This is a genomic window from Pseudomonas sp. NPDC089392 (assembly GCF_044749595.1).
Lineage (GTDB): Bacteria > Pseudomonadota > Gammaproteobacteria > Pseudomonadales > Pseudomonadaceae > Aquipseudomonas.
This window is the reverse complement of record NZ_JBIVIF010000003.1, coordinates 220,088-242,231: the sequence shown is the minus strand read 5'-3', so window position 1 is coordinate 242,231 and position 22,144 is coordinate 220,088. Positions and strand designations below refer to the sequence as shown.

The following is a 22,144-nucleotide window of genomic DNA, read 5'->3' as shown; positions in this document are numbered from 1 at the left end:
GCGTATACAGCTTTTTTGGCTTGGCCATTGAATAAGTTTTCGTAATCAAGCACGGAGTAGCGAAGTGGTAAAGAATGTGTTGGAGAGAAAAGCAGAAACCCACGTGCATGAAATGCACCCGGAAATTTTGCCAACCATTGCCAATCTCTTGAAGGTCAGTTTTCCCCATCCTTCAGATACTTTGGCCCCGATGTGGCACTGGCTTGCGCTTGAGACGGCAATTTTCTCGACATCGCAGGAAAGTGACTTACTGCCACCTATCACAGGCCTTACCCGTATGTGGACGGGTGGCAGCGTGGTCAGCTTTGAAAGTTTTGTTGTTTCTAAACCTATCCGTCGGGTTTCGTCCATTTCCTCTTTGCGCGAGAGGAATAGTGACCAAGCGGCCCGCCTCTATGTGGCGGTCAAGCACGACTTTTACCAGGACAACCGGTTGGTCGTCAGTGAGGAGCAGGATTTAGTTTACTGTGATGCCGCCGATATCAATCTTTCTGCTGCTAGCGTACAAGAAGCCGTTAAGTTGTTCCGTTATGTGAAGAGTCCGTTTGGAAATAGCGGTGTCCATTATGACTGGCGACATGTCATGGACCTGGACGGCAAGATGGGTGGGGTACCTCACACTCCGGGGACAGCGATCGCTATGCTGCGCGAATTCCACAAGCTCAAGCCAGAGCCAGTAATCCGAAGCGTTGGGTTTGCCGGCGTATCACCCCTTGCCCGGATGGAGGAATTCTATCTCGCTCCCAGAGTTTTGAGAACGGAACTCATGGCTTCTTGAAGTGCGCTAGTTGTCTTCGTTAAGGGGTTGAAATGACTGATTCAGTGTTGTGCGCGGCTGATGAGCTGGCGGAGTTCACCACCCGTATTTTTATACGCCTTGGTATGCCCGAAGATGACGCGGCCTATATGGCAGCGAATATCATTTCTTCTGAGCTAAACGGCCATGAGTGCCATGGGATGCGCCGAGTGCCTGAATATGTAGGGCGTTGGCGGGAGGGGAAAGCCAACCCCGTGACCGATCTTCAGGTTGAAAAAGATAGTGGCGCTACCGTGCTCTTGAATGCCCAAGGGGCATTTGGTCACGTGGTCATGCGAGACGCCATCAAACTTGCGATAGCCCGAGCGAAGGCGTCAGGGGTGTCGGTTGTAGGTATCCGTCGTTCAGAGCACGCAGGGCGTTTTGCTGATTTCTGCATGGAGGCCGCGGATCAGGGTGTCATTACGCTGATTTTTGCCAACGATTCAGGTGGTTGTCAGCAAGTAGCGCCCCCAGGAGGCCTTGCACCACGCCTGTCCACTAACCCCTTGGCAATCGGCATTCCTCGTGTCGGCAAGCCGCATTTCGTGCTTGACATGGCCACTAGCGCCGCTGCATTTGGCCGAGTATCCGATTTGCGCGATCGTGGGGAGATTGTGCCCTCAGACTGGCTAAACAGCTGCGGAAAACTTCTGCCCTTCGGGGGGCTCAAAGGTTTTGGCCTTTCCATCGTTGTTGAAGCTTTGGCTGGAGCTTTAACGGGCGCCGGGACGGTGCGTAAATGCCCTGAAAAGGATGATCAAGCGATCCTGATTATCGCAATAGAAGTTGAGCGCATGCGGCCGCTCAACGACTTTGTAAGTGATGTCGATGCTTTTATTTCTCACATCAAAGACGTCCCACTGGAGGATGGCGCTTCGCCTGTCTGTATGCCGGGGGAGATGGGCGCATTGAGGTGTGCCGAGATCAAAAAGCGTGGCATTGAAGTTCAGGGGTTTGTGCGCGAGAAGCTGCTACGGATCGCGGAAGAGTTAAATGTTGGAGTGCCGGCAACCCTATGCGCGATTGATAAATGATTGGCATCCGCCAAGCCAGAGCCTGCATGAGCCTATATCTGGCCTGGGGCGCCGCTTCGGATGCGTACGAGCCGAGATAGGCGCGAGCATTTCCTCATTATCACGACCAGGTCGAGGAGTGCTGGCCGAACTGACTACGCAATGGAAATTCACAGGTGGCAAGCACTGCCCCTCGCTCAGCAATCTCCGTTCCTCAAACGTGGAACGACTTATGTGCATTGCGCCATTAGCGGGTTGGGTCGTTTTGCTTTTGACGACCATGGTAAAGGTCGGCAGGGCCTGTAATACGGCGCTCGCCCGGGCTGAAGTAAATCGAAATATCTGCACGCAGCATGGGCTCCACAATTGTATGCCTGGGTGTATGCATGCGACAATCTGTCCTTTGGTAACCTTGGAAGGACTGTAAACGTGGTGGATGATGTGACTCCGAGCCGTATGGGGCGCGCGTGGCTCGCGACCCTGGGGGCGATAATTCTTTTGGCAGGTCTCTATTTCATCGGAGGGGGGGCCTGGCTGGCATCGTTGGGGGGCAGTTGGTACTTCCTGATCGCCGGCGTTCTGTTGATTGCAGCAGGCGCCATGATCATTCGACGCCGTTTCGTCGGTGTGCTGCTGATTGCGGTAGTCGTTGCCTATACCGTTGTTTGGGCTCTGCTTGATGTCGGCCTGAAGTTCTGGCCGCTGCTGTCGCGCGTATTTGCCTTTGCAATCATTGGTGCTGCGGTTGCGTTTTCGGTGCCGCTTTTCACGCGTGCTCGTAAAGCTCGTGTGACGGGCATGGCGCTGGGCGCGTTGGCTTCTGTAGGTATCGTGCTGACTGCTATTAGCGCTTTCCAACCGAAAAACATCATTCGTGATGCTGAGTCGGTAGCAGCGGCACAGGATGTTGCGGTTGAGAAAACTGAAGGTGAAGCTGGCGACTGGAAGGCCTGGGCGGGTGATAACCATGGTTCGCGCTTCTCGCGCGTAGGTGATATCACGCCGGCGAACGTCAAGGACCTGAAAGTTGCCTGGACCGCCCATACCGGCGAGGCCGTTGTGCCGGGACTGGGAGATGCCGAAGACCAGAATACACCTCTGCAGGTGGGTGACAGCTTGTACGTTTGCACCACCTACAGCACTGTAATTTCCTACGACATCGACACCGGCAAGGAAAACTGGCGTTACGCGGCTGGCAAGGGCAACTCGACCTATCAGCGCTGCCGTGGCATGGCTTACTTCGATGCCACTACTGCCAAGAAGTCCGCTGCTGTACCTGGTGCTGCTGCCGATGCCCCATTGGATGCATCCGTCAGCCCGCAACGTCTGATTTTCCCTACTGGCGATGGTCGTCTTGTGGCCATTGACGCTCACACGGGCAAGCCTGTCGCCAACTTTGGTGACAACGGTGCAGTCGACCTGAAAGTTGGCATGGGCGAAGTCAAGCCAGGCTACTACCAGCAGTCGTCCTCGCCGCTGGTTGCAGGGAATCTGGTGATCGTAGGTGGTCGAGTAATCGACAACTTTGAAACTAATGAGCCACCCGGTGTCGTCCGTGCTTTTGATGCGGTAACCGGTACGCTGGTCTGGGCCTGGGATCCAGGTAACCCGGAAGTCACCCGTGAGCCGCTGTCGCCTGAGGGCTACACGCGTGGTACGCCAAACGTCTGGGTAGGCATGTCCTATGATGCCGAACTAGGCATGGTTTACCTGCCGACCGGCAATGCCACACCTGATTTTTGGGCAGGTTTCCGCACTGAAGCTGACGACAAGTACGGCTCGTCCATCGTAGCCGTCAACGTTGCCACAGGCCGCCCAATCTGGTCGTTCCAGACTGTCCACCACGACATTTGGGACTTCGATGTCACCGGCCAGCCGCTGGTGTATGACATTGCCAATGATGATGGTTCGGTGTCCAAGGCACTGTCGGTCACTTCGAAGACTGGCATGATCTACCTGCTGGACCGCACCAACGGCAAGCCACTTGCCGATATCAAGGAATTGCCGGTGCCTCAGGGCAACCTGCCAGGTGAGCGCTACTCGCCGACCCAGCCGCACTCCGTGGGTATGCCGAACATCGGTAACGAAACCCTCAAAGAGTCCGACATGTGGGGTGCAACCCCGTTCGACCAGCTGATTTGCCGCATCATCTTCAAGTCGAGCCGCTATGACGGTGTCTTCACCCCGCCGGGCGAAGATTGGGCGATCCAGTATCCAGGTTCGCTGGGTGGCATGAACTGGGGCGGTGTTTCGGTTGACCCGACCACCAACCTGATGTTCGTCAATGACCTGCGTCTGGGCCTGCACTACAACATGGTTCCGGCCAAGGATATCCCGCCTGGCACCGGCAGCAGTGAAGGCATGGGCATCATCGTGCAGAAGGGCACGCCGTTCGGTACCTGGCGCGAGCGTTTCATGTCGCCGTTGGGCGTACCGTGCCAGGCACCGCCTTTCGGTACACTGTCGGCAGTCAACCTGAAGACCCACAAGCTGGTCTGGCAGGTTCCGGTAGGTACTGTTCAGGACACTGGCCCACTGGGTATCGCCACTGGCCTGCAATTGCCGCTGGGCATGCCGACCCTCGGCCCATCGCTTGCCACCAAGTCGGGCCTGCTGTTTTTTGCCGGCACCCAGGACTTCTACCTGCGCGCCTACAACAGCCGTACCGGTGAAGAAGTGTGGAAGTCGCGTCTGCCTGTTGGCAGCCAGAGCGGTCCGATCACTTACCGTTCGGAGAAGACCGGCAAACAATATGTTGTCATTTTCGCCGGTGGTTCGCCGCACTCCGACAAGCGCGGTGACAGCGTGATCGCATACGCTTTGCCATAAGCAAGCCAGGCAGCGCGTGTATAAACGGCTCAAGCTCGGTATCCCACCGGCTTGGGCCGTTTTTCTATGTTCGTTGTGAGTCAGGCAGCAAGCCTCACTGTTGGGTGCACGGTCGTTACCGGCTCATACACCTCTGCTGCCACTTTCAGTCGACCATTTTCTATCGATACCTTCATGGCTTCATGTTCTTGAACGATGGTATTCCCGCCAGCACGCTGAACGGCCAGGAGCAGGCGGCTGCAATCAATCTGGATGTGGCAGCTAATGAAATGCTGCGCAGCCCCACTGCGCCCGGCTATGGTAGCAATGCGAGAGAGACGTTCAGCGTCTAGTGTGGTCGCTGGTGTTGATCGGGGCGACCCAGTCAGTGGAGACGGTATTTTGTGAAGGAAAGGTGATGCGCTGGATGTACCGTACGACGAGTGTGATCTTCGTGGTTTTCGCCACGCGTCTGACTTGAGTGGAACAAGCCTGCCGCAAGCCAGCAATTGGCTGCGACAGGCTTGCGCACATCAGGCGACTGCTTGGGCGCCAGTGATCTCCACCAGCGACCCGCACATGAATGCAGCTTCATCCGAAGCAAGGAATGCTACCAGCGCAGCAACCTCTTCAGGCTTGCCGATACGTCCGAACGGTACCATCCGATCAAGGTCTGCGATGGTGCGACCAGAACGAAGTACGCCGGCCTCAAGCATCGGAGTGTGAATTTCACCTGGGCATACGGCGTTGACACGGATGTTCTGTGGGGCGTAGTCACGCGCCAGGTTTTGGGTGAACGAGGCTACCGCAGCCTTCGTGACGTTATAGGCAATATGGCCTGGGGCAGGGTAAAGGCCCCATTGTGAGGCGGTGTTGACGATGGCACCGGCGCCATTGTCGATCATGATCGGCAGCACGGCACGGCACAGGTGGAACATCGAGTCCAGGTTGATGGCGAAGCTGGTGTGCCAATCGTCCTCGCTCAGTGCCAGAAGGTTCCCACGTCGATTGATGCCGGCATTGTTGACCAGCACATCGATGCGTCCTAACTGACTGAAAACGCTCTCCACCAGTCCACGGCAAGCCTCGCCCGAGCTAATGTCTGCTGTAATGGCGATTGCCTTGCCACCGGAGCCCTCAATCTGTTTGGCGACGTCCCGCGCGGCTTGCAGATTAACGTCGCTGACCACGACCGTCGCCCCCTCACTTGCGAGGCGCGCTGCTATCGCGGAGCCGATACCGCCGGCACCACCAGTCACGATCGCCACTTTGTTCTCGAATCTGTTCATCTCGACTCCCGGTAGTTTGTAATTGATACATCTGTTCGTTGCTGCAGAGCGTGAGCATCACAAAACAGGCAGGGAGGATCTGGTCAGAACTGCCCAGAAAGCCCTGCGGTCGCTGAGGCGACAGCAGGGGTACCCTGGGAAAAGATTTGTTGTGTGCAGCTCTGCGTGCAAAGCTATCGACTAATATGACAGCGTGTCAACCGGGTTGGACTGGCTGACAGTCCCGTCTGCCGAGCTGCCTACCTGCTCGCGGCAGGGCGGCAAGGGGCGCGCTCTTGGTTTCAGCGCACGGTGAAGCAGATATTGCCCCAGCATGAACAGCCGATTTTTCACCGCGCTTTTTGGTCTTTGAAAGGGTTGTTGCTCGACTGCTGTTGCAGGGCTGCAAGGAGCCGGTCGGCGACATTGGCGGCCCACACTGCGATAGTCAGGCTTGGCGGTCTGCCCGGCGACGCTGGCAGCGCTGCGGCATCGGCCACATACAAGCCTGGGTTGTCGAATACCTCGCCATTGGCGCCGACGACACCGTCATCGCTTGATGCACCCAGGCAGGCGCCGCCCAATGGCTGAACGGTAATCGGGGCGCGGGGAGCATGGATCCTTGTGCCGGTGATACGCTCGATCGTACGCACCTCTTGGTCGATTTCCCGATACACCGGGCTGGCTGTCTTGTCGTAATGGATCGACAGCCTTCCCCGTTTCACGACCATGCTGCCGTTGTTGTTATCCTTGCCCAAGGCGACGATGAAGGCGTTATGACGCAGCCAGCGCTTGACTCGCCCGGGCAATCGCATCTCGTCGATACCCTGTATGGCTGCACGCAAAACCTGCGCACTCTGACTGGTCGATTGCTCGCTGCGAAACGGGCCGCTCAGTGGCAGCCCGAGGCTCAGATCACAGGAAGCGTTCTCTCGCCACAGGGCAAAGTAGCCACCGTTTGTACCGAAGTTCAGGCCCAGGCGTGGCATGCCCTGCAGACCATGGTCTTGATCACGGCTTTTGAATAGCAGAGAGACCGTGTTGAGACAGCCAGCTGCCAGGATGACGTGTTTTGCCCTGAGCGTATGTGAGGTTCTATCTCGATGGTCACGGTAGTGGACTTCGTAGCGAGCACCGTCGGTGTCCTTGGCGTCCAGCTTGCGAATGGAGGTCGCCTCGCACAGGTCGTGTACCTTCAGCCCTTGCTTCATCGCCGGCCAGACCATGGCGAAATCCAAGGTGGTTTTGGCGCCTGACGGCGATCCCAGAACGCTATTGTTTTTGTAGTCGCATTCCCAGCGGTCCACGCCGTGAGCATCAGTTATTTTCACAGGGGCGCCAGGTTGCCGCGGCAGCAGGAAGCCCAGCATCGGATTGGCCAGGCCTGCGCTGGACAATTTGCCGTCATGGTTGGTCTGGTCAATCCGGTTTGGGATCTCATCCTTCTCTGTCGCCGTCCTTGCCCCTAGCTGGTTGGCAATCTCAGCGTAGTAGCCATCCATGCTGGCTTCACTGATGTGAGGATGGTGCCCGTCCCAGTAGCCTGGGCTGGAAGGTCTGGCCAGCATGCCGGCATAGATATGGCTGCCACCCCCTACGTTTGAAGAGCAGACCACCTTGATTCCATCTCCGTGGTAAGCCTCGACAAAACCTCTGCGGTTCAACAAAAGTTGCTGCCTGAACAGGTGCGAGCGGACTGAACGCAAACCGTGCGTGAATGCTCTGGAGCCTTGCGGAAGTGGCGCCAGATCAGTCAGACCGATGGACCTGTTCGGCACAGTATCTCTCCAGGGGCCACGCTCGAGCATGACCACCTCGCAGCCGGCTTCGGCAAGGCGCCTTGCAGCGACAGCTCCACCGAAACCACTGCCGATGACCAGAATTTGTATGGGGGTCGTCATGCACGGAGCCCTTGTATCAGACGGTGGTAGTCGATGCGCTATGGCAGGAGGCAGCGGCTTTTTCGTCGCGCTCTTGCAGCGAAGCGATGAGACGATCGGCCACATTGGCGGACCACGCCGCGATCGTGAGGCTGGGGGCTCCTCCTGGAGAAGCCGGAAGGGCGGCGGCATCGGCTACGAACAGTCCTGGATTATCGAACACTTCTCCGTTCGCGCCCACCACACCATCGTCGATCGACGCCCCCAGGCAAGCACCACCAACAGGGTGGACAGTAACCGGGTTGCGAGGCGCGTAGACCCTGGTGCTCGTGGCTCGCTGGATGTTCGTCATTTCGTCGCCGATCTGCTGGTAGATCGGGTTTTCGCTGGTTTTGTAGGTGATTCTGAAACGGCCTTTGTGCATGGTCATGGTGCCGGTGTTGTTGTCCCCACCGAAGGCGATGATGACTGACTGTTTGCGCAACCACCCCTTGAGCAGCGGTGGCATCGGGATTGCGTCGATTCCCTGGATGCTCGCCCGCAGCACCAGTACGTTGTTTGGCGAGTCCTTCAAGCGGAAGGGCGAGCCGATGGGCATGCCTTTGGACAAGTCCTTGCGGCAGTTCTCTTTCCACAGGCCAAAGTAATCGCCGTTGCCGCCGAAGCGCATGCCCAGTCGCGGCATACCCTGCAGCCCTTGCGCAACGTCTCGGCTCTTGAGCAGCAGACGCACGCTGCCCAGGCCACCCGCTGCCAGAATCACATGCTCAGCCTGAATGTTGTCCTGCGAATTGTTGCCATGGTCGCGATAGCTGACCTCGTAGCGCATACCGTCAGCGGTTGGCGGGTTCAGGCTGCGGATGGCGGTGACTTCGCAGAGTGCCTCGACCTTCAGGCCGTTCTGCATGGCGGGCCACAGTGTCGAAAAGTCGAGCGTGGTCTTGGCACCTGAAGGCGAACCGAGGAAGCTGTTGTTCATCATGTCGCACTCCCAGCGCTCCATGCCGTTGTCGTCGACACGTTTGCGGGGCTGACCGGGGGTTTCCGGCATCAGGAAAGCAACGCTCGGTTGGCCTAGACACCTTAACGCTCCGTCATAGTTGGTCTGCTCGATGCTGTTGGGCACCTGGTCTGCCGGGGTAAGCGGGCGCGCTTTGTAGGTGGCAAGCAGTTCTTCGTAATAGCGCTCCATGTCGGCGTTGCACAGCTCAGGGTGGCGGTCGTCCCAGTACCCAGGCACCAGTGGCCGGTCCATGAAGCCTGCATAGACGTGGCTGCCGCCGCCGACACTCGACGAGCAGATCACGTTGATACCGTCACCCTGATAGGCCTCGATGAAGCCTTTCTTGTTCAGCACGATATCGTGCTTCAGTCGGTGCGAACCGATGCTGCGCAGCCCATGGGTATACGCCTTGGCGCCCTGAGGCAACGGCACCAGGTTCTTGAGCCCGAGCGAGCGGGTAGGAACAGTGTCACGCCAGGGGCCGCGCTCGAGTACCAACACGTCGCGGCCCGCTTCAGCCAGCCGACGCGCTGCGATAGCGCCTCCAAAACCAGTTCCGATAATCAGTACTTCTACTTTTCTTTGCATCGTATTACCCGATGGGGAGCATGCTCAATGACCGATGCGGGAAGGCGGCTTCCCGACCGCCACAATTTGGCGCGCTGAGCGTGAATCGGGCCAAGCAAAGAAAGGACGCGCCGGGAAAAGGAAATCTTGCTGGCGCCGATACAGGTTACCCCGGGTGGAAAGGTTGCGGTCTGTGCGAACTACCGGTCCAGCGGCGGAGTTCGTTTTCCGTTCGATAGAGCAAAGATTTTCTTTTTCTATTGCGCAATTTTACTCATTTGGTTTGCGCCAACTTCTGCTACCAGAATCGGTTACTCACCGGGATAAACCCGGGTTTTGATACGGCTGTCAGGAGGAAACCGCACATGACAGGCAATACCTACAGGGCCATGCAGGTGATCCGTCCGGGCGAGTTGCAGCTTGTCGAGCGACAAACGCCCACGCCCGGTGTTGGCGAAGTACTGATTCGTGTCGAGGCATGTGGCATTTGCGGTGCGGATGCGGGTGCCATTGAAGGTGCCGAGGCCGGTCTTCAGTTTCCGCGGGTGCCTGGCCATGAAGTAGTCGGGAGGATCGCCACCCTCGGTGAGGCAACGTCCGGGTGCTGGCGCATTGGGCAGCGGGTTGGCGTGGGTCGCCTCGGTGGTCATTGCAACGCTTGTGAACAATGCCGGCGTGGACACTTCAACCTGTGCCTCGACCAGCCCGTCGTCGGCAGTTCTCAAGATGGCGGCTATGCACAGATGATGGTTGCCCGCGCCACCGGCCTGGTCGCGATACCTGACGCGCTAGGGGCAGTGGAAGCGGCACCGCTGCTGTGTGCCGGCATTGCTACCTTCAATGCCTTGCGCAAGTCAGGTGCTCAGGCTGGTGACCTGGTAGCCATTCAGGGCATCGGTGGATTGGGACATTTGGCGGTGCAGTATGCCCGCCGGATGGGGTTCAAGGTCGTTGCCGTCGGGCGTGGCCAAGACATTGCCGAGCAGGTACTGCAACTGGGTGCGCACACGTACATCGACAGCCAGGCCGAGGATGCAGTGGCTCGGTTGAAAGGCATGGGCGGCGCGCAAGTCGTCCTGACCACTCTCACCGACAGTGCTGCGGTTTCACCCTTGATGGCGGCACTGGCGCCTCAAGGGACCTTGTTGGTGGTCGGCGTTGGTCGCCAGCCACTGAGCATCATGCCAAGCGCATTGGTGGGCGGCGAACGTCGCGTGCAGGGCGCCATAACCGGCACCCCGTTCGAGTCCGAGAAGACGCTGGACTTCAGTGTAATGGCCGATGTTCGAGCACAGATCGAAACAATGCCTCTGGAGCAGGCCTGGGAAGCCTACCAGCGAGTTCGTTCAGGTGCGGTGCAGTTCCGCATGGTATTGACCATGGATGTTGATTGACTCGCAGATCCGTAATAGTCAAGGAGGAGATTCGAAGTGACATTGAAGAGATTCGCAAGTCTGCTGTGCATGATGGTTCTGGGTTTACCCTTTGCTTTTCTGGCTGCGGCACCGCCGACGGACAAGGCGGTAAAGGTTCAACAAATCCGCAATGCAACGATCAAGATCGGTTTCGGTGATGTCACGTTTCTGATCGACCCGATGCTTGGCCCCAAAGGCGCCTACGCGGCAGCGCCAGGTGCGTTCAATGAGCATGTACGAAACCCCCTGGTGGATCTCCCAATCCCGGCCAGTGAAGTGATGCAGGCTGATGCTGTCATCGTGACCCACCTGCACATCGATCACTGGGATGAGGCGGCGAAACGACAGCTGCGCAAGGACATGCCGATCTTCACTCAGAACGATGAGGATGCCCAGCGTGTGCGTGAGGCAGGTTTTGGTGATGTTCGTGTATTGGGGGAGGGTACTGACTTCAAAGGTGTGCACTTGAACCGAACTGACGGGCAGCACGGCAGTGACGCCACCTTGGCTGTGCGCGGCAAACAGTTGGGCAAGGTCTCGGGAGTCGTACTGCAACGGCCAGGCTTCAAGACCGTCTATGTGGCGGGTGACACCGTGTGGAACAGCCATGTCGAACAGGCGATCTCCCGTTTTCAGCCACAGGTGATCGTGCTCAACGCGGGCTACGTGCGCTTCAAGGATATCGACGGTGCCGTGATCATGGGCAAGGATGATCTGTTGCGTGCAGTTCGAGCGGCCCCCGGTGCCTATATCGTGGCCAGCCACCTGGAAGCTCTGGGCCATGCGACGCAGTCGCGTCGGGAGCTGACCGACTTCATCAAGCGCAGGCTACTCGACCCCCAGCACGTCTTGGTGCCTGCCGATGGACAAACATACAGCTTCTGAAGCGCGCAGCTGACCGACCATTCCAAGACCTGAAAAAGAGGCAGCTCAATGTTTATAGGTTTCATACCCGTATTGTTCGCGTTCGCCGCGACATTGGCATCGTTCAAGCATCAGAACCTGGCGCGTGCGCTGTGGATCACCTGCGCTGTGCTGGTGGTGATCTGGACCACCTGGCATGGTGCTCACCATATGTCCGACCTCAAACAACTGGGAGCCTGGTGAATGGATGTTCGACTGACTGAAACGCGCCTCGGCCAGCTTGAGATCACTGCCATTGAAGGCATCAGCTTTCTGCTGGTTGACGCATTCTTCTACCAGCTGGTCCTTGGTGAGCTGCCTTGCGCATTCTGCAACCTTATCCGGGTGTGCCTGATGCTCCTGGGCTCGGGCATGCTGCTCAACCGGGTATTCGGTATCAGCCCGTGGAACTACGTGCTTAGTGGCTTCGGCGCGTTGATCGGCAGCCAGCTGAGCCTTTTGTTCATGTTCGCCAAGGCGCTGCCTGGGTCGACGCCGACCGGGTCGGCCATCTTCGGGCTGCACATGTACACCTGGACCTTCATGGTCTTCACCGCAGCGATCATGTTCTGCCTGGTCATGGCCGTGTTGTACGCTCGCCGAGACACCACTGCGAATGACTCACAGGCATCACGTCGGCGCCCAGCAGTGCACAAGCTGGTATTGGCGCTGTTCGTCGTGCTGGTGGCGGCAAACCTGGTCTCGGCGTTTCTGCAAAATGGTTTCGGCCACTTCCGTGCGGGTGGGCAGCAGCATTACCAGATGCTTCACGATGGCGATGTCATGAAGCCCTGAGATATCCCCGCTACCTGCGCCCTGATGGACCAGGTAGCGGGCTAGGCGGGCTGGTGATCGCGGGCAATCTCCAGAAAGCCGGCAATGTAGTCGATGTTCTCTTCAGCCTTGCGCACACCCAGGTGAATGCTTTTGTGCAGGCCGTGCGGGCCAATGCGCAATGCACGTAACGGCAGGTTCTGGCCCTCTTCGTGCAACAGCCACTCCGGCAGCACGCTGATGCCACGTTCGGCTGCGGTCAGCTGCAACATCAGTTCTGTGGTTTCAGCGGTGATCCGATGGTGGGGTCGGCAATTCGCCGGCACCAGGAAGCGGCTGTAGACGTCCAGCCGCTCCAGGCTTACCGGCACGGTGATGAGCGTTTCGGCGACCAGGTCCTGCGGGTCTGCCCAGGGTTTACCTGCCAATGGATGGTCCTCGTGCAGGATCAACACCAGTTCGTAGTCGAACACCGGTGTGAACAGCAGTTCTGGCTGATCAATCGGATCCGGGGTGATCAACAGGTCGATTTCGTGGCCCAGCAATGCGGCGATGCCATCGAAGCGAAATGCCGTGCACACCTCGAAGTCGACGTCTGGCCAGCGCCTTAGATACGGGCCGGTTACGCCCATCAGCCACTTCTGGCAGGGGTGGCATTCCATCCCCGCACGCAGGGCGCCGCGGCGACCGTCCGCGAAGTCCGAGAGCACCCGTTGCGCATGTTCGACCTGCGGTAGCAACCGCTCGGCAAGGGCTAGCAAATAGCTGCCGGCTTGAGTGAAGCGCAGGTTGCGGCCGTCCTTCATCCAGACTTTGATGCCGCTGCGTTCCTCGAATTTGGCAATGGCATGTGACAGCGCCGACTGGCTGACATTCAGCCGTTCGGCCGCGGCCGTAACGCTGCCGGTGCGGGAAACTTCGCGCAAGATCGAAAGATGCTGAAGATCAATCATACATGTCTTCCATTCATGGTTCGATGAAGTAATACCATTTCTGTTCATGATCCGATGTTGCTACAAATACCGCAAGGCGCTTTAGCCCCAACCTTCGTGATCAGGCTGGATACCAACAAAAATGACTACCCAAGTATGTGCCCCTTCGATCAGTGATCATCAGGCCTGTCTGTTCGATGAAGTCATCGACCGTCGGCACACCAACTCGATGAAATGGGACTACGGCCACAACTTCCTCACCCCAGAGGAGCGCGCCGCGGATCCACTGCCGATGTGGGTCGCAGACATGGACTTCCGGTCGCCCCAGGCTGTCATCGATGCGCTGAGCGAAGCGGTGCAGTTCGGTGTCTTCGGCTACGCCGGTGGTGCTCGCAAGTCGTACGTGGACGCTGTCGTTGGCTGGCAGGGCAAGCGCTTCGGCTGGGATGTATCGCGCGACTGGCTGATTCAGGCCTCAGGTATCATCACCGTAATGAAAACTGCCATTCAGGCGTTCACTTCGCCGGGCGATTCGGTACTGATCCAGCCGCCGGTTTATGTGCACTTCCATGATGACGCACGGATCAATGGGCGTCATCTGGCGCTGGCCCCACTTGATTTTGACGGTGAGCGCTACCACTTCGATGAGCGCAAGTTCGAAGCCGCCATTACCCCGGCTACCCGACTGTTTATCCTGAGCCATCCGCATAACCCGACCGGCAATGTATGGTCGGAAGCCGAGTTGCGCGCCATGGGTGAAATCTGTGCACGTCACAATGTGCTGGTACTGTCTGATGAGATTCACCAGGACTTTATCCTCAACCCGCGCAAGAAGCACATTCCTTTCGCTTCGCTGAGCGAGGCGTTCGCCCAGAACAGCATCACCTGCACTGCGCCCAGCAAGACCTTCAACATGGCGGGGCTGCAGACGGCCAATATCTTCATCCCGAACAAACGAATTCGTGAAGAGTTGGTTCGTCAGTACGATCGTAATCTCTACCGCTACGTCAACGCATTGGGCATGGTCGCTGCCGAAGCGGCCTATACCCACGGCGAGCCTTGGTTGGAGCAGATGCTCACCTACGTTCGGGGCAACCAGGCCCATTTTGCCGAGGCAATCCATGCCGGCGCGCCGCAAATCAAAGTCATCCCCACTGATTCGTTGTACCTGACCTGGATGGATTGCCGCGGTCTTGGCATGGACGCACAAGCCCTGGATCGCTTCATGTTGACCAAGGCTCGGGTCTGGCTCGACAAGGGCCAGAAGTTTGGCATCGAAGGTCACGGTTTCATGCGTGCCAACCTTGGTTGCAGCCGGGTCACCGTCAACGAAGCCATTCAGCGCATCACGCGCGCCGTCCATCAGCGCTGAGTCCACACGAACCTGCCTGGGGCGCTCTGCCTCAGGTCAGTACACCACCCTCTATGTTCGCGCCAAGCACGCGAGCCCTTGCTGCACCTGTGCCTGAACTGCCGCCTTAATAAACATCACAACAACAAGGTGAACATGATGAGAAAGTCCGCCCTCGTTCCGATGGTATGCCTCGCTGCGTCGCTGGTTTCTGGTCTCACGTATGCGGGTACGCTCAAAGATGTGCAAGCCCGTGGAAAGCTCAACTGCGGGGTCTCTACCGGCAATACCGGGCTGTCTGCGCCCGATGCCAAAGGTGCCTGGCAAGGGCTGGACGTTGCCATGTGCCGTGCCGTAGCCGCTGCTGTTTTGGGTGATGCCAACAAGGTCAACTTTGTACCTACCACAGGGCAGACGCGTTTTACCGCCCTGGCCTCGGGTGAAGTCGACCTGCTCGTGCGCAACAGTTCCTGGACCTTCACCCGCGACGTCGACCTCAAACTGACCTTCGCTGGTATCAACTATTACGACGGTCAGGGCTTCCTGGTGCACAAGAACCTGGGGGCCAGTTCGGTCAAAGACCTCGATGGCGCTTCGATCTGTGTGCAGACCGGTTCGACCCATGAATTGAACCTGGCCGAGTATGCCCGCAACCATGGCATCAAATACGAGCCGGTTCCGATCGATTCAACCGCCGAAGGTGAGCAGAAGTACCTGGCGGGTGCGTGCGATGTGTTCACCAATGACGTGTCCGGGTTGGCTGCCTCCAAGGCCAGCTTTGCTTCTCCTGATGAGCATGTGGTGCTCAAGGAACTGATATCCAAGGAACCGCTCGGCCCGATGGTGCGCCAGGGTGATGACCAGTGGGCCGATGTGGTGCGTTGGACGCTCAATGCACTGGTGGCGGCTGAAGAGCTGGGTATCAACGCAGCTAACGTCGCGCAAATGACCAGTGCCTCGAACAACCCGGAGATCAATCGTCTGCTGGGCAGCGAGGGTAACTACGGCGAGCAACTGGGCTTGGATGCCAAATGGGCCAGCCGTGCCATTGCCGCAGGTGGCAACTACGGCGAAATCTTCGACAACTCCCTGGGCAAGAACACGCCCATTGGCCTTGAACGAGGCCTCAACGCCCAATGGAATCAGGGCGGCCTGCTGTACGCCGAGCCGTTTCGCTGAGCCGGTGCGCCTGCAGGCGCACCCTACGACCATTGTTGCAACGGGCTTATCGGGTGCGACATGTGCCCGACTCGCCCGCCTCACCGGGAGTGATGTCTGATGTCCACCCTTACAGTGACCGACCAGAAAGCTGCAGTTTCGGCTTTCTCGTTGAGCATGCTTATTCATGACAAACGTTACCGCGGATACACCATTCAGATCATTGCCCTGATGGGCCTGATGCTCGCCGCAGCCTGGCTGCTGGACAACACCGTGCGCAACCTGGCTGCGCTCGGCAAGGATTTCTCGTTCAGTTTCCTGTGGAGCGCCGCGGGCTACGATATCAACCAGCAACCCATTGCCTATGACAGCCAGATGACCCATGGCCGGGCTGCATTGGTCGGGCTACTCAATACGGTCATTCTGGCAGTCCTTGCCTGTGTAACGGCGACGGCGATCGGCGTGATGGCGGGGGTACTGCGCCTGTCCAACAACTGGATCGTTTCCCGCCTGATGGGCGGTTACATTGAGTTGTTCCGCAACGTTCCAGCGCTGTTGTGCATTCTGGTGATCGGTGCGGTGATGGCTCAGTCGATGCCCGCTCCGAGCAGCTATCGGGGGGCTGCCGAAACGGCGATCGCGGTCACCAATCGCGGAATCTATGTGCCGGAGCCCTTGTTCACCCATGACCTGGGGAGCGTGGACCTGGGGATTGTGCAGCCCAGCCTGAGCGCCCTGGCAATCATCGCCTTGTTCTTGTTGTGTCTGTGGGCGGACCGGCGCTTGCGCCGTCATGCCGACGGCGTGCAAAGCGCCACCGGCAAGCGCCCAGTGCTCTGGTGGAAGCGCTTGGCCGTGTTGCTGCTACCAACCGCCATTCTGCTCTACGCGTTGGGCTTTCACCTTGGCTACCCCCAGTTGCGTGGGTTCAATTTCCAGGGCGGCCTGCAACTGGGTAACGCACTGATCGCCATGTGGATTGGCCTTAGCGTCTATACCGGGGCGTTCATCGCCGAAATCGTACGCAGCGGCATCCAGTCCATAGCGCGTGGGCAAACCGAAGCTGCCCATGCACTGGGCCTGCGTCCTGGGCGTACCACGCGCCTGGTCATCCTGCCGCAGGCGCTGCGGGTCATCGTACCGCCGCTCACCTCGCAGTACCTGGATATCACCAAGCACACTTCGCTGGGCCTGGCGGTGGGGTACATGGACCTGCGTTCCACCCTTGGCGGCATCACCATCAACCAGACCGGTCGCGAGCTGGAAGGCATCCTGCTGATGATGCTGATCTACCTGGCCATGAGCCTGCTGATCTCTGGCGTGATGAACCTCTTCAACAACCGCGTGAAACTGCAGGTGCGCTGAAATGAGCCATTCTTCCATTGCCTGGTTCCGCGACACGTTGCTGCCGCAGGCTGAACCACCGGCCGGGCAGACCGGCGTCATTCACTGGCTGCGTGCTCGGCTGTTCAACGGCTGGTGGAGCAGCCTGCTGACGGTCGTCGCCTTGCTGGCGCTCTTTGCCTTGGTCAACGCCGTATTGCCATGGTTGGCCAACTCGGTTTGGCAGGCCGACTCGCTGGGCGAGTGCCGCCGTGTGCTCAATGGCGAGTCGGGCGCTTGCTGGGGTGTCATTCGCGAGCGTTGGCCGCAGTTGCTGTTCGGCTTCTACCCGCAGGCGTTGTACTGGCGTCCGTTGGCGGCGTTCGTGCTGTTGTTCGTGGCACTGGGGCCAATCCTTTTCAAGCGTGTGCCGCGCGGTGTGATGTGGTTCAGTGCAGGTTACCCGGGGCTCGCATTCTGGCTTGTCTGGGGCGGCTCGCTGTGGGCGCCGGTGCTGGCTTACGCAGGGCTTGCCCTGGCAGTGCTGAGCTTTTCACTGGCGCGGCGATTTGGGATCGGTATTGCGCTGATATGCGCGCTCGGCGTTGCGAGCACCTGGTGGCTGCACGGCATGCACGTGCTGTTGGCTGTTGTCGATCATCAAGCTCCATTGCAGCTGGTTGCAGTCAGCTCCCGTGAGCTGGGCGGCTTCTTGCTGTCTTTCGTGGTGGGCGTCAGCGGCATTGCCATGTCTTTGCCCCTGGGCATCCTGCTGGCTTTGGGGCGTCGTTCCTCGATGCCGCTAATCCGGCTGATGAGCGTGACCTTCATCGAGTTCGTGCGTGGTGTGCCGTTGATCACGCTGCTGTTCACCGCCTCGCTGTTGCTCAACTACTTCCTGCCGCCCGGGACCTCGTTCGACCTGATCCTGCGGGTCATCATCATGGTGACTGTGTTTTCCACGGCCTACATGGCGGAGGTGATTCGTGGTGGCCTGGCAGCGCTGCCGCAAGGGCAGACGGAGGCCGCCCAGGCACTTGGCCTTGATTACTGGAAGGCACAACGCCTGGTGATCATGCCGCAGGCGCTGAAGATCTCGATCCCGATGATCGTCAGCACCTTCATTGGCCTGTTCAAGGACACCACCCTGGTGGTGTTCATCGGTCTGCTCGACCCCATTGCGTTGTCTACGGCCATTCGCGCCAGTACGCAGTGGCAAGGCATCTACTGGGAGCTGTTCCTGTTCATCGGCGGCGTGTTCTTCGTTTTCTGCTTCGGCATGTCGCGTTATTCGATTCACCTTGAGCGCAGACTCAAGACCGATCACCGTTGAGGAGCCCACAACAATGAAAAACGCGCCACTCGACGCCAACCTGGCGTCTACCCAGGAAGTTGCCATTCAGATCACTGGCGTGAACAAGTGGTATGGCAACTACCATGCCCTGCGTGATATCAACCTCACGGTTAGTCGGGGGGAGCGGATCGTGATCTGCGGCCCGTCTGGCTCGGGCAAGTCCACCATGATTCGCTGCATCAACCGCCTGGAAGAATTCCAGCAAGGACGAATCGTAGTCGATGGCACTGAACTGACCAGCGACCTGCGCAAGATCGACGAAGTGCGCCAGGAAGTGGGGATGGTCTTCCAGCACTTCAATCTGTTCCCCCATCTGACGATCCTCGAAAACTGTACGCTGGCGCCAATCTGGGTGCGCCAGGTACCGCGCAAGCAGGCTGAGGAGTTGGCCATGCACTACCTGACCAAGGTCAGGATTCCAGAGCATGCCCACAAGTTTCCTGGGCAGCTTTCCGGTGGCCAGCAGCAACGGGTGGCGATTGCCCGAGCGTTGTGCATGAACCCGCGGGTGATGCTGTTCGATGAGCCCACCTCAGCCCTGGACCCGGAAATGATCAAAGAGGTGCTCGATACCATGATCCAGTTGGCGGAGGAGGGCATGACCATGCTCTGCGTCACCCATGAAATGGGCTTTGCCCAAGCGGTCGCGAACCGCGTGATCTTCATGGACCAAGGTCAGATCGTCGAGCAGAACGAGCCCAAGGCTTTCTTCAGCAACCCGCAGTCCGATCGTACCAGGGCGTTCCTGAGCCAGATCCTGCGGCACTGATTTACCGTTGTTTCAGGCGTCATCCGTTTTCGGGGAGGTGGGCTCGTCCCTCTCCTCGTTTTTTTATCAGAGGAGCCGCACATGGGTGCATTTCTATTCATCATCAACGATGCCAGCTATGGTTCGGAGCGAGCTTACAACGCACTGCGCCTGGCAGGCTCGCTTTCGGCGCGCAAGCAAGCGCAGGTACGTGTGTACCTGCAGTCGGACGCGGTTGGCTGTGCCCGTGCGGGGCAAAAGGTACCAACCGGCCACTACAATCTTGAACTGGTCTTGAACAAGATCCTGCGTAAAGGTGAAGTGGCGCTATGTGGCGACGGCATGGATGCCCGTGGCATGAAGGAAGTCGAATTGGTGGCAGGGGCGCGGCGTGCGGCACCAGGTGAGCTGGCAGACTGGACGTTCGAAGCCGACAAGGTTCTGATCTTCTGACCCGGTGGTCGTCCCGGGGGCGGGACGACCTCATGACTTCAGGGCTCAGGACAAAGGTTGTGTCTGCACCATGCGCTGTCTGCGCTGAAGCCACAACAAGCCTGCCATTGCCAACAAGACGGGGGGCAGGATCATGCCGGACACGACTGTCCAGCCGAACGCATCGAGCAGGCCGCCGGAGAGAAACGAACCGACGACCATCGTGCCGAACACCACGAAATCGTTGACCGCTTGAACCTTGGGACCATCTTCAGGTGTGTGGCAGGTCAGGACCAGCGCCGAAGCGCCCAGGAAACCGAAGTTCCAGCCAACACCGAGCAGGACCAGCGCCACCCAAAAGTTTCCGATGGCCATACCAGACATCCCCACCAGCGCCGCCAGGCCAATCAGTACCAAACCACATTGAATCATCATCGGGGCACCGAAACGGCTGATCAGACGCCCGGTGAAAAAGCTTGGCGCGTACATGGCAATCACGTGCATTTCGATGCCAGTGTTCGAATGCACCCTGGCGATGCCACAAAGCTCCATTGCTAGTGGGGCAGAGGTCATCATGAAGTTCATCATCATGTAGCTGACCACGCCACAAAGCATGGCAATGATGAATCTGGGGTGGCGGACCACGGCACTTATACTTCCGACAGTTTGCCGAGTAGATGGCATGGGCAACGGGTTGAACCGCACACCGATCAGTACGCAGGCCGAAAGTGCTGCCACGGCAGCTGCCGCGAGATAGGTCATCACATAGGCATGGTCCGAGAGGCTCATGGTGGCGCTGACCAATTGTGGCCCCAGCACGCCTGCGACGACGCCCCCGGCCAGCACGGTCGACAGTGCTTTGGGGCGCTCTTGAGCCTCGACGCATTCGGCGGCGGCGAAGCGGAAGGTCAACACCACCGCCGCGTAGGCGCCGCCGAACAGCATGGCCACACAGAACAGGGTGAAGGAAGCAAGGGCCAAGGCGTAGGCGGCAAGGGCGCCCATCAAGACGCCGCAACCGTTGCCAATCATGAAGGCAACGGTACGCCCCCATCGGCGAGCGACGTGGCCTATCGGCAGTGTTGCCAATGCCATTCCGATGACGAATACCGTAATGGGCAGGGTGGCCAATGCTGCGTTGGGGGCAAGCATGTTGCCGATGATCGCCCCGGTGGCATACACCACGACGGAGTTGGCGCCTGACAGTGCCTGTGCGACTGTGAGGCGAAATACATTCGGATTGATTCTGGCTCTGGACATAGAGATTTTCCGCAAGCTTCAGGTAAGGGCGCACGGTTCGCATTCTCGGTAAGCCGCTGAGATGGCTGCAAAGCAGAAAATGTTTAGCCTTGGCAACAAAACCTGTTTCGTACTCACCTAGTCGCTGTGTTGGGCGCGTCACCCTTCATATAGGCCTGCGGGCTACTCCCCAATTCTTGGCGGAATGCGTAGATGAATGCTGAAGTTGAGCCGTACCCCAGTTCCAGGGCAGTGCGTGTTACATCCAGGCCGCCGCCGAGCATTTCGATGGCTCTGAACAAACGTAAACGTCTGCGCCAAGTACGCAGACTCATGCCGGTCTCCCCCAGGAAGCGGCGGGCAAGCGTTCGCTCAGACATTCCCAGTGTCCGAGCCCATGCTTCCATTTCAGTCGGATCGGCGGGGTCGGCATAGAGGGTCTCGCACAGGCTCACCAGCGCCGTACTGGTTGGCCAAGGCAGTGCTGTCGAGATAGGCGTGGCCCGTCGTAGCTGGTCCAGTATCAGCTGTGTGATCCGGCCAGCGTACCCGTCCGCATCTGGCTCACCCTCGATACGTGCCGCCTCGACGATCAAGGCCTTGAGCAGCGGCGATACGCCTAATAATGTTGCATGCTCTGCCGGTAAGCCTGAAGCGATGCGGTCATTAATCCACAGGCTGCGAAACTCGGCACCGAACATCGAGCCGACCTTGTGATCCAGCCCGGTTGGCAGCCATGCCGCCTGTTCCGGCGATATGACGAAAGAACCAGCTTTGGTGGCGACGGTCAATACACCTGAAATGGCATAGACCATCTGGTGCCAGTCGTGGGCGTGTTCAGGAAAGCTGTGCCGCGCTGGAATGGACTGCGCGCGGACTTTCAGCGGATCAGGTGGTGCTAGGCCGTGAGGTGCCTCAATGGTGTCCCAGTTCATGGATGGACTCGTTTATAAGAGCAAGTGCAAAGACAAAAGTAGTGGATGGCTAAGGCATGTAAACGGAGCCATTTTCACGCGTCCTGCAAGTTTACTCATGTTGTGTGGCGTTGTGTCTTTTGCTCTACATCACGTGGCGGGTAGTCGAAAGCCTGCCAGGGTGGATTGCGATCTAATGTGAGTACGAGATGGCCCGCCCGACCGCGCACAGGGCATTGATTCAAAGCGGCCATTTCGTACTT

20 protein-coding genes are annotated in these 22,144 nt (G+C 58.5%); 14 read left to right on the top strand and 6 right to left on the bottom strand.

The features are described from left to right. Positions 1-64: 64 nt before the first annotated feature. From ACIP1G_RS04715 to ACIP1G_RS04700, 4 genes are all read left to right on the top strand, one after another. Positions 65-778, top strand: coding sequence for a hypothetical protein (locus tag ACIP1G_RS04715; protein WP_400734306.1), 714 nt, complete (start codon positions 65-67; stop codon positions 776-778). Positions 779-810: 32 nt separating this feature from the next. After that, entirely contained in the window at positions 811-1,833 is a 1,023-nt protein-coding gene (locus ACIP1G_RS04710) for an Ldh family oxidoreductase (protein WP_400734304.1), read from the top strand. A gap of 435 nt (positions 1,834-2,268) precedes the next feature. Continuing rightward, positions 2,269-4,641 (top strand): membrane-bound PQQ-dependent dehydrogenase, glucose/quinate/shikimate family, encoded by a 2,373-nt coding sequence (locus ACIP1G_RS04705; RefSeq protein ID WP_400734518.1) that lies wholly within the window; start codon positions 2,269-2,271, stop codon positions 4,639-4,641. A gap of 188 nt (positions 4,642-4,829) precedes the next feature. Next, positions 4,830-4,973, top strand: coding sequence for a hypothetical protein (locus ACIP1G_RS04700; protein ID WP_400734302.1), 144 nt, complete (start codon positions 4,830-4,832; stop codon positions 4,971-4,973). Between the two features lie 180 nt (positions 4,974-5,153). Here the strand turns inward: ACIP1G_RS04700 and ACIP1G_RS04695 are convergent, their stop codons facing one another. From ACIP1G_RS04695 to ACIP1G_RS04685, 3 genes are all read right to left on the bottom strand, one after another. Beyond that, a complete protein-coding gene (locus ACIP1G_RS04695; RefSeq protein ID WP_400734300.1) occupies positions 5,154-5,909 on the bottom strand; it encodes an SDR family NAD(P)-dependent oxidoreductase in 756 nt (251 codons plus the stop codon). A gap of 329 nt (positions 5,910-6,238) precedes the next feature. Next, complete coding sequence (locus ACIP1G_RS04690) at positions 6,239-7,789, bottom strand: GMC oxidoreductase (RefSeq protein ID WP_400734298.1); 1,551 nt, start codon at positions 7,787-7,789, stop codon at positions 6,239-6,241. 16 nt (positions 7,790-7,805) lie between these two features. Beyond that, positions 7,806-9,359 carry a GMC oxidoreductase gene (locus ACIP1G_RS04685; RefSeq protein WP_400734296.1) on the bottom strand — a complete coding sequence of 518 codons (1,554 nt, stop codon included), beginning with the start codon at positions 9,357-9,359 and terminating at the stop codon, positions 7,806-7,808. A gap of 344 nt (positions 9,360-9,703) precedes the next feature. On the opposite strand from ACIP1G_RS04685, the gene ACIP1G_RS04680 reads away from it, so the two are divergent. Genes ACIP1G_RS04680 through ACIP1G_RS04665 form a run of 4 tightly spaced genes read left to right on the top strand, consistent with a single transcriptional unit; the run spans position 9,704 to position 12,451 of the window. Beyond that, positions 9,704-10,732, top strand: a complete 1,029-nt coding sequence (locus tag ACIP1G_RS04680; protein ID WP_400734294.1) for an alcohol dehydrogenase — start codon at positions 9,704-9,706, stop codon at positions 10,730-10,732. Between the two features lie 36 nt (positions 10,733-10,768). Then, positions 10,769-11,638 carry an MBL fold metallo-hydrolase gene (locus ACIP1G_RS04675; RefSeq protein ID WP_400734291.1) on the top strand — a complete coding sequence of 290 codons (870 nt, stop codon included), beginning with the start codon at positions 10,769-10,771 and terminating at the stop codon, positions 11,636-11,638. A gap of 48 nt (positions 11,639-11,686) precedes the next feature. Next, the gene (locus ACIP1G_RS04670; RefSeq protein ID WP_400734289.1) at positions 11,687-11,860 is read left to right on the top strand and encodes a hypothetical protein; all 174 of its coding nucleotides are present in this window, start codon (positions 11,687-11,689) and stop codon (positions 11,858-11,860) included. Then, complete coding sequence (locus ACIP1G_RS04665) at positions 11,861-12,451, top strand: disulfide bond formation protein B (RefSeq protein WP_400734286.1); 591 nt, start codon at positions 11,861-11,863, stop codon at positions 12,449-12,451. A gap of 41 nt (positions 12,452-12,492) precedes the next feature. Here the strand turns inward: ACIP1G_RS04665 and ACIP1G_RS04660 are convergent, their stop codons facing one another. Beyond that, positions 12,493-13,383, bottom strand: a complete 891-nt coding sequence (locus ACIP1G_RS04660; RefSeq protein ID WP_400734283.1) for a LysR family transcriptional regulator — start codon at positions 13,381-13,383, stop codon at positions 12,493-12,495. A gap of 121 nt (positions 13,384-13,504) precedes the next feature. On the opposite strand from ACIP1G_RS04660, the gene ACIP1G_RS04655 reads away from it, so the two are divergent. The 6 genes from ACIP1G_RS04655 (at position 13,505) to ACIP1G_RS04630 (ending at position 19,749) form a co-directional block, all read left to right on the top strand. Continuing rightward, a complete protein-coding gene (locus tag ACIP1G_RS04655; RefSeq protein WP_400734281.1) occupies positions 13,505-14,734 on the top strand; it encodes a MalY/PatB family protein in 1,230 nt (409 codons plus the stop codon). Between the two features lie 138 nt (positions 14,735-14,872). Beyond that, on the top strand, positions 14,873-15,892 hold the full coding sequence (locus ACIP1G_RS04650) for an amino acid ABC transporter substrate-binding protein (RefSeq protein WP_400734279.1): 1,020 nt from the start codon (positions 14,873-14,875) through the stop codon (positions 15,890-15,892). A 99-nt stretch (positions 15,893-15,991) separates the two neighbouring features. Beyond that, positions 15,992-17,236: an amino acid ABC transporter permease gene (locus ACIP1G_RS04645; RefSeq protein WP_400734277.1), complete on the top strand. Its 1,245-nt coding sequence runs from the start codon at positions 15,992-15,994 to the stop codon at positions 17,234-17,236. 1 nt (position 17,237) lies between these two features. Continuing rightward, positions 17,238-18,527 carry an amino acid ABC transporter permease gene (locus ACIP1G_RS04640; protein ID WP_400734274.1) on the top strand — a complete coding sequence of 430 codons (1,290 nt, stop codon included), beginning with the start codon at positions 17,238-17,240 and terminating at the stop codon, positions 18,525-18,527. Between the two features lie 13 nt (positions 18,528-18,540). After that, a complete protein-coding gene (locus ACIP1G_RS04635) occupies positions 18,541-19,317 on the top strand; it encodes an amino acid ABC transporter ATP-binding protein (protein WP_400734273.1) in 777 nt (258 codons plus the stop codon). 81 nt (positions 19,318-19,398) lie between these two features. Continuing rightward, the gene (locus ACIP1G_RS04630; RefSeq protein ID WP_400734270.1) at positions 19,399-19,749 is read left to right on the top strand and encodes a DsrE/DsrF/TusD sulfur relay family protein; all 351 of its coding nucleotides are present in this window, start codon (positions 19,399-19,401) and stop codon (positions 19,747-19,749) included. A 45-nt stretch (positions 19,750-19,794) separates the two neighbouring features. Here the strand turns inward: ACIP1G_RS04630 and ACIP1G_RS04625 are convergent, their stop codons facing one another. Then, on the bottom strand, positions 19,795-20,988 hold the full coding sequence (locus ACIP1G_RS04625; protein ID WP_400734268.1) for an MFS transporter: 1,194 nt from the start codon (positions 20,986-20,988) through the stop codon (positions 19,795-19,797). 113 nt (positions 20,989-21,101) lie between these two features. Continuing rightward, positions 21,102-21,902, bottom strand: a complete 801-nt coding sequence (locus ACIP1G_RS04620; RefSeq protein ID WP_400734266.1) for an AraC family transcriptional regulator — start codon at positions 21,900-21,902, stop codon at positions 21,102-21,104. Positions 21,903-22,144: the final 242 nt, after the last annotated feature.